This window comes from Leclercia sp. G3L, assembly GCF_021117075.1.
GTDB lineage: Bacteria > Pseudomonadota > Gammaproteobacteria > Enterobacterales > Enterobacteriaceae > Enterobacter > Enterobacter adecarboxylatus_C.
In genome coordinates, this window is record NZ_CP088265.1 from 3,621,264 (window position 1) to 3,633,507 (window position 12,244).

13 protein-coding genes are annotated in these 12,244 nt (G+C 57.9%); 10 read left to right on the top strand and 3 right to left on the bottom strand.

The window, feature by feature from the left end; translation table 11 throughout:
* Positions 1 to 732: 732 nt before the first annotated feature.
* Complete coding sequence (locus tag LRS40_RS18755) at positions 733 to 930, bottom strand: hypothetical protein (RefSeq protein ID WP_156263707.1); 198 nt, start codon at positions 928 to 930, stop codon at positions 733 to 735.
* Between the two features lie 225 nt (positions 931 to 1,155).
* Here LRS40_RS18755 and LRS40_RS18760 point away from each other — a divergent pair, with 225 nt between their 5' ends.
* From LRS40_RS18760 to LRS40_RS18800, 9 genes are all read left to right on the top strand, one after another.
* Positions 1,156 to 1,482 carry a hypothetical protein gene (locus tag LRS40_RS18760; RefSeq protein WP_231312333.1) on the top strand — a complete coding sequence of 109 codons (327 nt, stop codon included), beginning with the start codon at positions 1,156 to 1,158 and terminating at the stop codon, positions 1,480 to 1,482.
* A gap of 298 nt (positions 1,483 to 1,780) precedes the next feature.
* On the top strand, positions 1,781 to 2,884 hold the full coding sequence (locus LRS40_RS18765) for a cobalamin-independent methionine synthase II family protein (protein ID WP_231312334.1): 1,104 nt from the start codon (positions 1,781 to 1,783) through the stop codon (positions 2,882 to 2,884).
* Positions 2,885 to 3,088: 204 nt separating this feature from the next.
* Positions 3,089 to 4,360, top strand: coding sequence for an urea ABC transporter substrate-binding protein (urtA, locus tag LRS40_RS18770; RefSeq protein ID WP_142489378.1), 1,272 nt, complete (start codon positions 3,089 to 3,091; stop codon positions 4,358 to 4,360).
* A 25-nt stretch (positions 4,361 to 4,385) separates the two neighbouring features.
* A complete protein-coding gene (gene urtB, locus LRS40_RS18775; RefSeq protein ID WP_231312335.1) occupies positions 4,386 to 5,960 on the top strand; it encodes an urea ABC transporter permease subunit UrtB in 1,575 nt (524 codons plus the stop codon).
* Positions 5,960 to 7,033 (top strand): urea ABC transporter permease subunit UrtC, encoded by a 1,074-nt coding sequence (gene urtC, locus LRS40_RS18780; RefSeq protein ID WP_142489380.1) that lies wholly within the window; start codon positions 5,960 to 5,962, stop codon positions 7,031 to 7,033. Before urtB ends, urtC begins: the two co-directional genes overlap by 1 nt.
* Positions 7,033 to 7,824: an urea ABC transporter ATP-binding protein UrtD gene (gene urtD / locus LRS40_RS18785; protein WP_231312336.1), complete on the top strand. Its 792-nt coding sequence runs from the start codon at positions 7,033 to 7,035 to the stop codon at positions 7,822 to 7,824. The genes urtC and urtD overlap by 1 nt, the downstream gene beginning before the upstream one ends.
* A 9-nt stretch (positions 7,825 to 7,833) precedes the next feature.
* On the top strand, positions 7,834 to 8,532 hold the full coding sequence (gene urtE, locus LRS40_RS18790; protein ID WP_231312337.1) for an urea ABC transporter ATP-binding subunit UrtE: 699 nt from the start codon (positions 7,834 to 7,836) through the stop codon (positions 8,530 to 8,532).
* Positions 8,533 to 8,601: 69 nt separating this feature from the next.
* Positions 8,602 to 9,243, top strand: a complete 642-nt coding sequence (gene zinT, locus LRS40_RS18795; RefSeq protein ID WP_231312338.1) for a metal-binding protein ZinT — start codon at positions 8,602 to 8,604, stop codon at positions 9,241 to 9,243.
* Between the two features lie 142 nt (positions 9,244 to 9,385).
* Complete coding sequence (locus LRS40_RS18800; RefSeq protein ID WP_231312339.1) at positions 9,386 to 9,577, top strand: hypothetical protein; 192 nt, start codon at positions 9,386 to 9,388, stop codon at positions 9,575 to 9,577.
* 125 nt (positions 9,578 to 9,702) lie between these two features.
* Here LRS40_RS18800 and ydeE read toward each other — a convergent pair whose 3' ends face one another.
* Entirely contained in the window at positions 9,703 to 10,902 is a 1,200-nt protein-coding gene (gene ydeE, locus LRS40_RS18805; RefSeq protein WP_142489385.1) for an efflux MFS transporter YdeE, read from the bottom strand.
* 193 nt (positions 10,903 to 11,095) lie between these two features.
* Between ydeE and eamA the strand changes: the two genes are divergently transcribed.
* The gene (eamA, locus tag LRS40_RS18810) at positions 11,096 to 11,995 is read left to right on the top strand and encodes an O-acetylserine/cysteine exporter (RefSeq protein ID WP_231312340.1); all 900 of its coding nucleotides are present in this window, start codon (positions 11,096 to 11,098) and stop codon (positions 11,993 to 11,995) included.
* A gap of 32 nt (positions 11,996 to 12,027) precedes the next feature.
* Here the strand turns inward: eamA and marB are convergent, their stop codons facing one another.
* On the bottom strand, positions 12,028 to 12,243 hold the full coding sequence (marB, locus tag LRS40_RS18815; RefSeq protein WP_142489387.1) for a multiple antibiotic resistance protein MarB: 216 nt from the start codon (positions 12,241 to 12,243) through the stop codon (positions 12,028 to 12,030).
* Between the last annotated feature and the right edge of the window lies 1 nt (position 12,244).

Sequence of the window (12,244 nt, forward strand, 5' to 3'; positions counted from 1 at the left end):
CAGGGCGCAGGCTACCACCTGTGAACATTTACAATGTAGGGATCGGCAGCCGCATCCTGGAAACAACCGCCTCCGGGCGGTTTTTTAGTGCCAGATGAATTGTGTCGTTTGCGGATTAACGGTTAAGGTGGCTGCACTCCAGTTCTTTTCGGCACGCATTTTCTCTATGCAATGCGTGGCGTAAAGATCATCTGGTGGAGTGAAAGAGGTATATTCGCGTTCGCGGGTTAACTTGAAATCATGTTTAGAGCCAAAAATTAAACCCTGAATGCGTATGCCTTCATTTTAGGTCCTTATACGGAAAAAACGACGCGTACACCATGCGATAATGTTTTCCCTTCATTAGATATAATCAAGGATATAAGCATGCATACGCGCACAACCCTTTTTGAACAATGGCTCCAGTACTCGATGACGACCTACTGTGATACATGGCCACCCACACTAACAGACGCCATAGGATTGCTGGGCGCGGTTATCACGCTTCTGGCTGTGAAAAGGGATTCGTATACAACGCTTCGGATCTACATACCCGCTTTCTTGAATGTTTTTATACTTTCGCGAAAATAAAAAGTTACTTTTTGGAGAAACAGCCGTCATTCGCTGGCTTGTCTCATATCTTCAGGGCTGCCATCTCGTTCAGGAGGCCATAATTTCCTGCCACCAGGCTGGATTACGGCAATAAAAAAGCAGGATTAACATCCTGCTTTAGTGTGTTTAGCTTTCGCTAAACTATTTGCCAGATAGATTTCGCCAGATACTCTGGCTAATCCCAAAAGCCATTGCTAAACAAAACCCGCCGGCAGACCATCGTTCAATCCCCTCTGCCATAATGAATATGGCAATTCCTGTCACCGCCAGTGGCAGCGCAGCGATAAAGAAAAGAGCGACATTACAGAACACCTGGCCTGCAGTAAGTTTTTGAGACATGGTAATACCCTTATTGAACGAAACCGTCGACAACAGTTGTTGTTATTCTTGGGTGGTTTTTTACGTTCAAGGGGAAAGAGCACTATCTCATCGCTGGTCTTTACGGGCAATCCTGATTTTTTGTAGGGAGTCGCCAGTGAATCCCCGTCGGGTGATGGCAGATTATTTCACATTCAGGGTAAGCCCTATTATGATGCCATGTTGCACGTTTGGACTTACAGAAGGATGAGCATGGATTTTTCCCCTTTACTACACGCGTTGGCTGCCGTAACGATCCAGTGTCTTTTCGGCCTGAAACTGGGCAGATGGGGAATCGGTGGTGCGCTGGGTTCCCTGTGGTTTATCGCCCGTGAGCAGACCCAGGCTGAATACCGCTGGATTGCCCTGTTTGGGCATGGTAAGCGCGCCAACATGCCGTGGTGGGGCGGGTTTGACTGGCAGGTGTGGAATATGGCCAGCCTGCTCGACTGGCTGGTTCCGGTTATCGCCTGTACAGCCGTCTGGCTAGTCGCGCGTTACCGTTCATCTTCAACCCGCTCAGAGCTCGTTTAACCTTCATTTATCTTTCTCATGCTAACCTGGTCAGGATCCGCAGCCCGGTATGGAATGCCGGGTCCGTAGATATCAAAATACAAATCTATCCATGCAAGCATTTACCGCCAGTCTCTGGCGGTTTTTTTTTGCCCTTCAGACCAACATGAATTTTTTTCAATACCGATGAATTTTTCTCGTTTGCCGTGCGGCGCAGGCTATGACATCCTTTGGACATATAGACATCCAGAAGTCTAAATGTTCAAATAATGAATTATCACTGTCGGCAATTACCTGGCGGCAGTTAAAGGAGATAAGCATGCAGCGACAACACGCCCCGAACCGTGCCGATGTGGTAGGCAGTTTCTTACGTCCCGACGCCATCAAACAGGCGCGGGTGAAGTTCGCCAGCGGTGAAATCGACGCGCAGCAGCTGCGTGCGGTAGAAGACGAGGCGATTCGCCATGTGGTAGAGCAGCAGTGCGCCTGCGGCTTAAACGTAGTGACCGACGGCGAGTTCCGTCGCGCCTGGTGGCACTTTGATTTCTTCGACGGGTTACAGGGCGTGGAGCGTTACGAAGCTGAGCAGGGGATCCAGTTTAACGGCGTGCAGACCAAAGCCCACGGCGTGCGCGTCACCGGCAAGCTGGGGTTCGGCAGCCATCCGATGCTGGATGATTTCCGCTACCTCCAGAGCGTCAGCGGTAACGCCCAGCCGAAGATGACCATCCCGAGCCCGAGCGTGCTGCACTTCCGCGGAGGACGTAAGGATATCGATGCCACCGTCTATCCGGATCTGGAGGTTTACTTCGACGACCTGGCGCAAACCTGGCGCGATGCCATTCACGCTTTCTACGCGGCGGGCTGTCGCAATCTGCAGCTGGACGACACCGTCTGGGCCTACCTCTGCTCCGACGATCAGCGCCGCCAGATCCGCGAGCGCGGCGATGACCCGGACCAGCTGGCGCATACCTATGCCCGCGTGCTGAATAAGGCCCTGGAAGGCAAGCCGGACGACCTGACCATCGGACTGCACGTCTGCCGCGGTAACTTCCGTTCGACCTGGATCTCCGAAGGAGGCTACGAGCCGGTGGCCGAAATTCTGTTTGGCACCGTCAACGTCGATACCTTCTTCCTCGAATACGACAACGATCGTAGCGGCGACTTTGCCCCGTTACGCTTTGTCCGTCCGGGCAAGCAGCAGGTGGTGCTGGGGCTGATCACCACCAAAAGCGGCGAGCTGGAAAACCCGGAAGGGGTGAAAGCGCGTCTGGAAGAGGCAGCGAAGTACGTGGCGAAAAGCCAGATCTGCCTCAGCCCGCAGTGCGGCTTTGCCTCCACCGAAGAGGGCAACGCCCTGACCGAAGCCCAGCAGTGGGATAAGGTTCGCCTGGTCACCCAAATCGCCAGCGAAGTCTGGTAACGATTTCTCCACAGCGTTGCATTAATTAAGTGCAACGCTGTGCCATTCTGATCCGCCCCTGCGTTTAAAACCCTCTCCAGCCCCCCGATCCTGCTGATTTTTCGTTCTGGCATCCTTTTTGCTCTGTCTAATCCTGAATGCTTTTTCTGCGTCCACGCCGTAACGGACGATTTCGCACAGCGTTGTTTTTCAGGAGTGAAAATTATGCATCGTCGTACCTTATTAAAAGCCTTTGCTTTATCGGCCTCCGTGGTGGCCATGGGGATGAGTTTCAGCGTGCAGGCAGCCGACACCATCAAGATTGGCATCATGCACTCGCTCTCCGGCACGATGGCGATTTCCGAAACGCCGCTGAAAGATGTGGCGCTGATGACCATCGACGAGATCAACGCCAAAGGCGGCGTGCTGGGCAAAAAGCTGGAGCCGGTGGTAGTGGATCCCGCCTCCAACTGGCCGCTGTTTGCCGAGAAAGCCCGTCAGCTGTTAAGCCAGGATAAGGTGGCGGCGGTCTTCGGCTGCTGGACCTCGGTCTCGCGCAAATCGGTGTTGCCGGTGTTTGAGGAGCTGAACGGTCTGCTGTTCTACCCGGTGCAGTACGAAGGGGAAGAGATGTCCCCGAACGTCTTCTACACCGGCGCGGCACCTAACCAGCAGGCCATCCCGGCGGTGGAGTACCTGATGAGCGAAGACGGCGGGGCGGCGAAGCGCTTCTTCCTGCTGGGTACCGACTATGTCTACCCGCGCACCACCAACAAAATTCTGCGCGCCTTCCTGCACTCAAAAGGGGTGCAGGATAAAGATATCGAAGAGGTCTACACCCCGTTCGGCCATAGCGATTACCAGACCATCGTCGCCAGCATCAAGAAATTCTCTGCCGCAGGCAAAACCGCGGTGGTCTCCACCATCAACGGCGACTCCAACGTGCCGTTCTACAAAGAGCTGGCTAACCAGGGCGTAAAAGCCACCGACGTACCGGTCGTCGCCTTCTCGGTGGGTGAAGAGGAGCTGCGCGGCATCGATACCAAACCGCTGGTGGGTAACCTGGCGGCGTGGAACTACTTCGAATCGGTGGATAACCCGGCCAACCAGACCTTCGTCGCGGCCTATAAAAACTGGGCCAAAGCGCAGAAGCTGCCGAACGCCGGCACGGTGGTGACCAACGACCCGATGGAAGCGACCTATGTGGGGATTCACATGTGGGCCCAGGCAGTGGAAAAAGCGGGCACCACCGACGTGGATAAAGTCCGCGCCGCCATGGCAGGCCAGTCCTTCAAAGCACCATCGGGCTTCACCCTGACCATGGATGCCACCAACCACCACCTGCATAAGCCGGTGATGATTGGCGAAATCGAGGGTAACGGCCAGTTCAACGTGGTGTGGCAGACCGAAGCGCCGGTCCGCGCCCAGCCGTGGAGCCCGTACATCGCCGGGAATGACAAAAAGCCCGACACCCCAATCAAAACCGCCAGCAACTGAATCCGGATCATAAAGAGGTAAAGCCATGAACGTCATGCGCACGATCTTCGCTCTCGTATGGCTTGCCGGACTGCTGCCAGGGATGGCGCAGGCAACGGACGCCGATAATTTTGTTGCCGCCAGCCGAAGCCAACAGGCGGTACTGCTCGAGCAGTGGGCCGCCGCACCCGATCCCGCCCGGCTGGCGCTGCTGCGCGCCTTGCAGCAGGAAAATGTCTTTATCGATACCAATAAGCAGGCCTTCACCCGGGAAAACGGCGCCTTGACCACTCTCGGCGAGGGCGGAGAGCCGGCAGGCGCTACCAAAGCCGTGCGGCTCACTAACCGCCTGCGGGTGCTGGCCGCTACGGCGCTCGCCACCCATCAGCTGGCAGGTGACAGTGTCACGGAAAGGCTGGCGGCGGCGAAGCAACTCCAGCGCGATCCCCAGCCGCAGATGCTGCCTTTTTTACAACGTCAGCTGGCAAGCGAGAATAATGACGCGGTGCGTCAGGTGCTGAACCTGGCCGTCGCCAGTCTCCAGTTGACCAGCACCCAGCCCGCGGTACGCCAGCAGGCCGTCACGCTGCTGGGCGAGTCGAGCGATCCGGAGGTGCAGGCCCGACTGCTGCCTTATACCCATCCGCAGACCGAGCCGGACGCCGGGGTGCGGGAAGCCGCCGCAGAAAGCCTGCGTCAGATCCAGCACCGTCAGACCATCAGCGACCTGCTGGGTCAGGCGTTTATGGGCCTGTCGCTGGGCTCCATTCTGCTGCTGGCCGCGCTCGGACTGGCGATCACCTACGGCCTGCTGGGAGTGATCAATATGGCCCACGGCGAGATGCTGATGCTTGGCGCCTACGCCACCTGGATGGTGCAGCAGGCGATGGCGCAGTTTACCCCGCAGTGGCTCACCTTCTACCCGCTGGTGGCGCTGCCGGTGGCGTTCGGGCTCACCGCAGGCGTGGGCATGGCGCTGGAGCGCACGGTGATCCGCCACCTCTATGGCCGCCCGCTGGAAACCCTGCTTGCCACCTGGGGCATCAGCCTGATGTTGATCCAGCTGGTGCGCATGATCTTCGGGGCGCAAAACCTTGAGGTGGCTAACCCGGCGTGGCTCTCCGGCGGCGTGCAGGTCTACGCCAGCCTGATCCTGCCGTGGAACCGGCTGGTGGTGCTGGGCTTTGTGCTGCTGGTGCTATTTTTCACCTGGCTGATCCTCAACAAAACCCGGCTGGGGCTCAACGTGCGGGCGGTGACGCAGAACCGCAGCATGGCGGCCTGCTGCGGGGTGCCTACCGGGCGCGTCGATATGCTGGCCTTCGGGCTGGGTTCCGGGATTGCCGGGCTCGGCGGGGTGGCGCTGTCTCAGCTGGGCAACGTCGGGCCGGAGCTGGGCCAGGGCTATATCATCGACTCCTTCCTGGTCGTGGTGCTCGGCGGCGTGGGGCAACTGGCCGGCAGCGTGGCGGCCGCCTTCGGGCTGGGGATTTTCAATAAGATCCTCGAACCGCAGATGGGTGCCGTACTGGGCAAAATCGTGATTCTGGTGGCGATCATTCTGTTTATCCAGAAGCGTCCTCAGGGGTTGTTTGCACTGAAAGGGAGGGTAATCGACTGATGAGCCAGCCACTGACCTTAACCCTGGCGCGGAAAGCGCCGCGCAGTTTACCGATCATACTCGGCCTGCTCCTTGCCGCCCTGCTGGTACTGCCGTTTCTGGCGCTGCTGCCCGCCACGCATCCGCTGGCGGTTTCCACCTGGATGCTGACGCTGGTGGGCAAAATCCTCTGCTATGCGATTGTCGCCGTAGCGCTGGATCTGGTGTGGGGCTATGCCGGCATGCTGTCGCTGGGCCACGGCCTGTTCTTTGCCCTCGGCGGCTACGCGATGGGGATGTACCTGATGCGCCAGGCCGCGGGCGACGGCCTCCCGGCCTTTATGTCGTTTCTCTCATGGAGCGAGCTGCCCTGGTTCTGGTGGGGCACGCAGCATTTCGCCTGGGCGCTGGTGCTGATCGTCATGGTGCCCGGCCTGCTGGCGCTGCTGTTCGGCTGGTTTGCCTTCCGCTCAAAAATCAAAGGGGTCTATTTCTCCATCATGACCCAGGCGCTCACCTTCGCCGGGATGCTGCTGTTCTTCCGCAATGAAACCGGCTTTGGCGGCAACAACGGCTTTACCGGCTTCACCACGCTGCTGGGCTTCCCGGTGACCGCCACCTCAACGCGCATCGCGCTGTTTATTGCCACCGTGCTGCTGCTGGCGGCGTCGCTGGCGGTGGGGTACGCGCTGGCCAAAAGTAAGTTTGGCCGCATTCTGACCGCGGTACGCGACGCGGAAAACCGGCTGACCTTCTGCGGCTACGATCCCCGCGGTTTTAAGCTGCTGGTCTGGACGCTGTCGGCGGTGCTGTGCGGGCTGGCCGGGGCGCTGTACGTCCCGCAGGTCGGGATCATCAACCCCGGCGAGATGTCGCCCACCAACTCCATCGAAGCGGCAATCTGGGTCGCGCTCGGCGGGCGGGGTACGCTGATCGGTCCGGTGATTGGCGCCGCGCTGGTTAACGGCGCAAAAAGCGTCTTCACCGTGGCGATGCCGGAGTACTGGCAGCTGTTTCTCGGGCTGATCTTTATTGCGGTGACGCTGTTTTTACCGCGCGGTGTAACGGGCCTGTTCCGCAAGGGAGACCAGTAATGAGCGAGCAATTATTTACCCGCCAGCTGCCCGGAGATCGCTATCGCGACCAGACTGACCCGGTGTTACAGCTGGAGGGGATCAACGTCAGCTTTGACGGCTTTAAGGCGCTCACCGACCTGTCGCTGAATATTGGCGTGGGTGAGCTGCGCTGCGTAATTGGCCCTAACGGCGCGGGCAAAACCACGCTGATGGATGTTATCACCGGTAAAACGCGGCCCCAGAGCGGGCGCGCGCTGTACGACCAGTCGACGGACCTCACTGCTCTGGATCCCATCGCCATAGCCCGTCAGGGCATCGGGCGCAAATTCCAGAAGCCGACGGTGTTTGAGGCCCTGACGGTATGGGAAAACCTCGAGCTGGCGATGAAGGGGGATAAATCGGTGTGGGCCAGCCTGCGCGCCCGACTGAGCAGCGAGCAGGCAGACAGGATCAACGAGATGCTGAGCCTGCTGCGCCTCGGCGGGGAGCGGCATCGCCGGGCGGGCCTGCTGTCGCACGGGCAGAAGCAGTTTCTTGAGATCGGCATGCTGCTGGTTCAGGAGCCGCATCTGTTGCTGCTCGACGAACCGGCCGCCGGGATGACCGACGCCGAAACCGAGTACACCGCCGAACTGTTTCGCACCCTGGCGGGCAAACACTCGCTGATGGTGGTGGAGCATGACATGGGCTTTGTGGAAACCATTGCCGATCACGTTACCGTCCTGCATCAGGGGCGGGTGCTGGCCGAAGGCTCGCTGCGCGAGGTGCAGGCCAACGAGCAGGTGATTGAAGTCTATCTCGGACGCTAAGGAGCGCGGATGCTACAGGTTAACGAACTGAATCAGTATTACGGCGGGAGCCACATTCTGCGCGGGGTCAGCTTTGAGGCCCTCCCCGGGGAAGTCACCTGCCTGCTGGGCCGCAACGGGGTGGGCAAAACCACGCTGCTGAAGTGCCTGATGGGGCTGATCCCGGCGCGCAACGGCGAAATCCTCTGGCAGGGCAAATCCATCACACACGCCAGACCGCACCAGCGGGTGCAGGCCGGGGTAGCCTATGTGCCGCAGGGGCGGGACATCTTTCCCCGCCTGACGGTGGAGGAGAACCTGCTGCTCGGACTATCGCGCTTTCCGGCGCGTGAGGCGAAGCAGGTCCCGGAGGAGATCTGGCAGCTGTTTCCGGTTCTTAAGGAGATGAAGCAGCGCCGGGGCGGCGATCTCTCGGGCGGGCAACAGCAGCAGCTGGCGATTGGTCGGGCGCTGGCGAGTCGTCCTCAGCTGTTGATACTTGATGAACCGACGGAGGGGATCCAGCCTTCGGTGATTAAGGAGATTGGCCAGGTGATCCGTCAGCTCGCGAACCGGGGCGATATGGCGATCCTGCTGGTGGAGCAGTTTTATGACTTTGCCGCCGAGCTGGCCGACAGCTATCTGCTGATGTCCCGGGGCAGCATTATCCAGCGCGGGCGCGGGGAGGGTATGGAACAGGAGGGCGTTCGCGGTCTGGTGGCGATTTAACGGGGTTGTTTTGCGATATGTTATACTATAACATCCATCGCTCTTTTAAAATGGAGTGAGGACGTTACCTTGGCAGGACATATTGGTAAATTTGCAATGACTCTGGGGGCGCTGCTGGTCAGCGGCCAGCTGTATGCCCATTCCCACGGCCACCAGATGACCGAAGCGGAACAAAAAGCGGCCAACGGCGTGTTTGACGATAAAGACGTAAAAGATCGCCCGTTCTCCAACTGGGACGGCGTCTGGCAGTCGGTCTATCCGTTTTTGCTGAGCGGCGATCTCGACCCGGTGTTCAAGAAGAAAGCCGAGAAAGACAAGAGTAAAACCTTTGACGAGGTTAAAGCCTATTACCGCACCGGCTACGCTACGGACGTGGAAACCATTGGCATTGAGAACAACGTGATGGAGTTTCACACCGGGAAAAATGTGAGCCGCTGTGAATACGTCTCTAACGGCTACAAGATCCTGACCTATGCCTCCGGCAAGAAGGGCGTGCGTTACCTGTTTGAATGTAAGGACGCCAGCAGCAAGGCACCGAAGTTTGTCCAGTTCAGCGACCACACTATTGGTCCGCGCCAGTCGGCCCATTTCCATATCTTTATGGGCAACACCTCCCACGAGGCGTTATTAAAAGAGATGGATAACTGGCCGACCTATTATCCGAACGAAATGTATAAAAAGCAGGTGGTAGAGGAAATGCTGCACCATTAATTCCGGTGCGGCCTGTGCGCCGGGTGGCGGCTACGCCTTACCCGGCCTACAAAATCTTTCAGAACTCATTAATATTTTCTTTATTTTATCTCGGCTCTAATGATGAACCTATTGATTTTGCTATCGAAATGCTGAGGTAGTGATGGGTTTTCTTAAACAGTGGCTCAAGGAAGAGGTGATTTTAATTATCTGGGGATGGGGCTGTTTTCTGTCTGTTCTCTTTTTTAGTATGTTTGCAGTGGTCTATTTCCCTGACGTTGCGATCACCCTGATCGGTGCATTTATCTTATTACTTGTAATTGGGCATCTTTTCCTCTGGTTTAAATATAAATAATAAATGCTCTCAGTAGGGAGATATTGCACCATTACGTTCCCGGTGCGGTCTGTATGCCGGGTGGCGCTGCGCTTACCCGGCCTACTGGCTTTGTAGGCCCGTGCAAGCGTAGCGCCGCCGGGCAATTACCGCGATACCAAATCAGGCACATCAACCCACGCCTTCACCCGCATCCCCCGCAAAATCATCAGCCAGGCCAGCACAATGGCAACCATCATAATCACAAACAGCGACCAGTGCGGGAGATGGGTCAGGATCAGCCCGGTGATCATCGGGTTGAAGGCCGCACCCAGCCAGCCAAGCGCCTGGGCGGAGAAATAGCTGGCTTTCATGCCCGGCGGGGCGATGTTGTCGATCAACATGTATTCCCCTGGCGCATAGATAATCTCACCCACGGTAAAGACAGCCGCAGCCAGCCCCCAGTAGATCAGATTCTCCCCGGAGAGCATAAACCCGGCCAGACCGAGGACAAAAAACAGGGTGCCCAGCGTCATCAGCGGGCGGATATTACGCGCCGACAGTTTACGGCCAATGATGTACTGCAGCGAAACCACCATCGCGGCATTCACCGGCAGCACCACGGCCACCACGTTCTGGGCGAAATCGCTGTCGTAGTCTGCCGCCAGCACGTACTGGGAAATGCAGCTGGCGAAGGAGCCGCCCACGTAGGAGGCCAGCAGCCCGGAGAGGGTATACCAGAACAGCGCCCGGTCGCGCAGCAGTACCGACGGCTGCCACGGCACTGGCACATGCTCGCTGTCGGCCGCCACGCCTTTCTGCACATAGCGTTGGACCAGCACCAGCGGCAACGCGGCGCAGAAGGCCGCTACCCAGAACGGCAGTTGCAGGCTGTACATCACCAGCAGGGTGCTCAATGGCGGCCCGACGGTCCAGCCGATGTTAAGAAAACTGTAGTTAAGGGAGAAAACCCGCGCTTTTTCCGCCGGGTTGAGCACATCGGAAAACCAGGCTTTCAGCACCGTGGAGAAGATCGAATAGGCGCAGTTGATCAGCGAGAAGGCCAGCACCACCAGCACGACGTTATCCACCAGTGGGATCGCCAGAAAGCCCAGAGCCACCGCCGTAATGGCGATCAGCATGTAGCGGTTTTTATCGAATTTATCGGCCAGAATGCCAAACCCCAGGCTGAAAACCACCCCGATAGTCAGCGCCACCGTCAGGGCATAACCAATATTCTCCACGCTCATGTTATAGACGCGGGTGAGATAGATGGTCATAAACGGCAATGTCGCGCCGCGACCAATGGTGAGTAACAGCGACGACGCCAGTAGCGCTGCGGTTGAGCGCCTGAGTGATGGTTTCATTTTCCTGCCCGACAATTGCGTGTGAAGTTTTTGTTATGTCTTATCAGGATTAACATGGCATAAGAGGCTTGTATACCACCAAATTTATCCCTAAGTGCTTCGCCTGACTGTCAGAATTAATGATCTGTTCCTCGGCGGTTTTTTTCGTTACTTTGATAAGCGGTTACAAAAATTTAATAAACAGGGGCAGGGTATGACGCGCAAAGACGGGCTGCTGGCATTGCTGGTGGTAGTAGTTTGGGGGCTGAATTTTGTGGTGATCAAAGTCGGATTGCACAACATGCCTCCGCTGATGCTGGCCGGTTTACGCTTTCTGCTGGTGGCCTTCCCGGCGCTGTTCTTCGTTGCCCGTCCAAAGATCCCGTTTCGTCTGCTGCTGGGCTACGGCCTGACCATCAGCTTCGGTCAGTTTGCCTTTCTGTTCTGCGCCATTAACTTCGGCATGCCCGCCGGTCTGGCCTCGCTGGTGCTACAGGCGCAAGCGTTCTTCACCATCATCCTTGGAGCGCTGGTGTTTGGCGAGCGCCTTCAGGGCAAACAGCTGGCGGGGATTGCCCTGGCCGTGGTCGGCGTGCTGGTGCTGGCGGAGGCCAGCCTGAACGGGCAGCACGTCGCGCTGCTGGGCTTTTTACTGACCCTGGCGGCGGCGTTCTGCTGGGCCAGCGGCAATATCTTAAACAAAAAGATCATGCAGCTTGAGACGCGTCCGGCGGTGATGTCGCTGGTAGTGTGGAGTGCGCTGATCCCGATCCTGCCCTTTATGGCGGCCTCATATCTGCTGGATGGCCCGACGGTGATGTTGCACAGTCTCGTCACCCTCGACCTGACCACGATTTTGTCGCTGATCTACCTGGCCTTTGTCGCCACCATTGTCGGCTATGGCATCTGGGGCGCGCTGCTCGGGCGCTACGAAACCTGGCGGGTGGCACCGCTGTCGCTGCTGGTCCCGGTGGTGGGCATCGCCAGTGCGGCGCTGCTGCTGGATGAAAAACTGGGGGCGTTGCAGCTGGTGGGGGCGCTGCTGGTGATGGCCGGACTTTATATCAACGTTTTCGGCTTGCGCCTGCGTCGGGCGACGCGGGTCAGAGGCTAAAAAAAAGCCCCGCGCGGGCGGGGCAAAACGCATTAAGAGTGCTGATTGTAATAGGGCACGCCTAATTCGTCGGATTTGTCGCTGCCTGCGCCCATATGGTTAAAGTCATGGGGCGACTGGCCGTTAGCCGTTGGCAGGATCATCGTGTCGCGGCTGTTCTGCTGCGGGACACGTGGAGTTTGCTCCGCAAAACTCTGGCCAGAGACCAGCACCAGGGCGGTGAGAACGGCGGAAGCGAATAGTTTCATA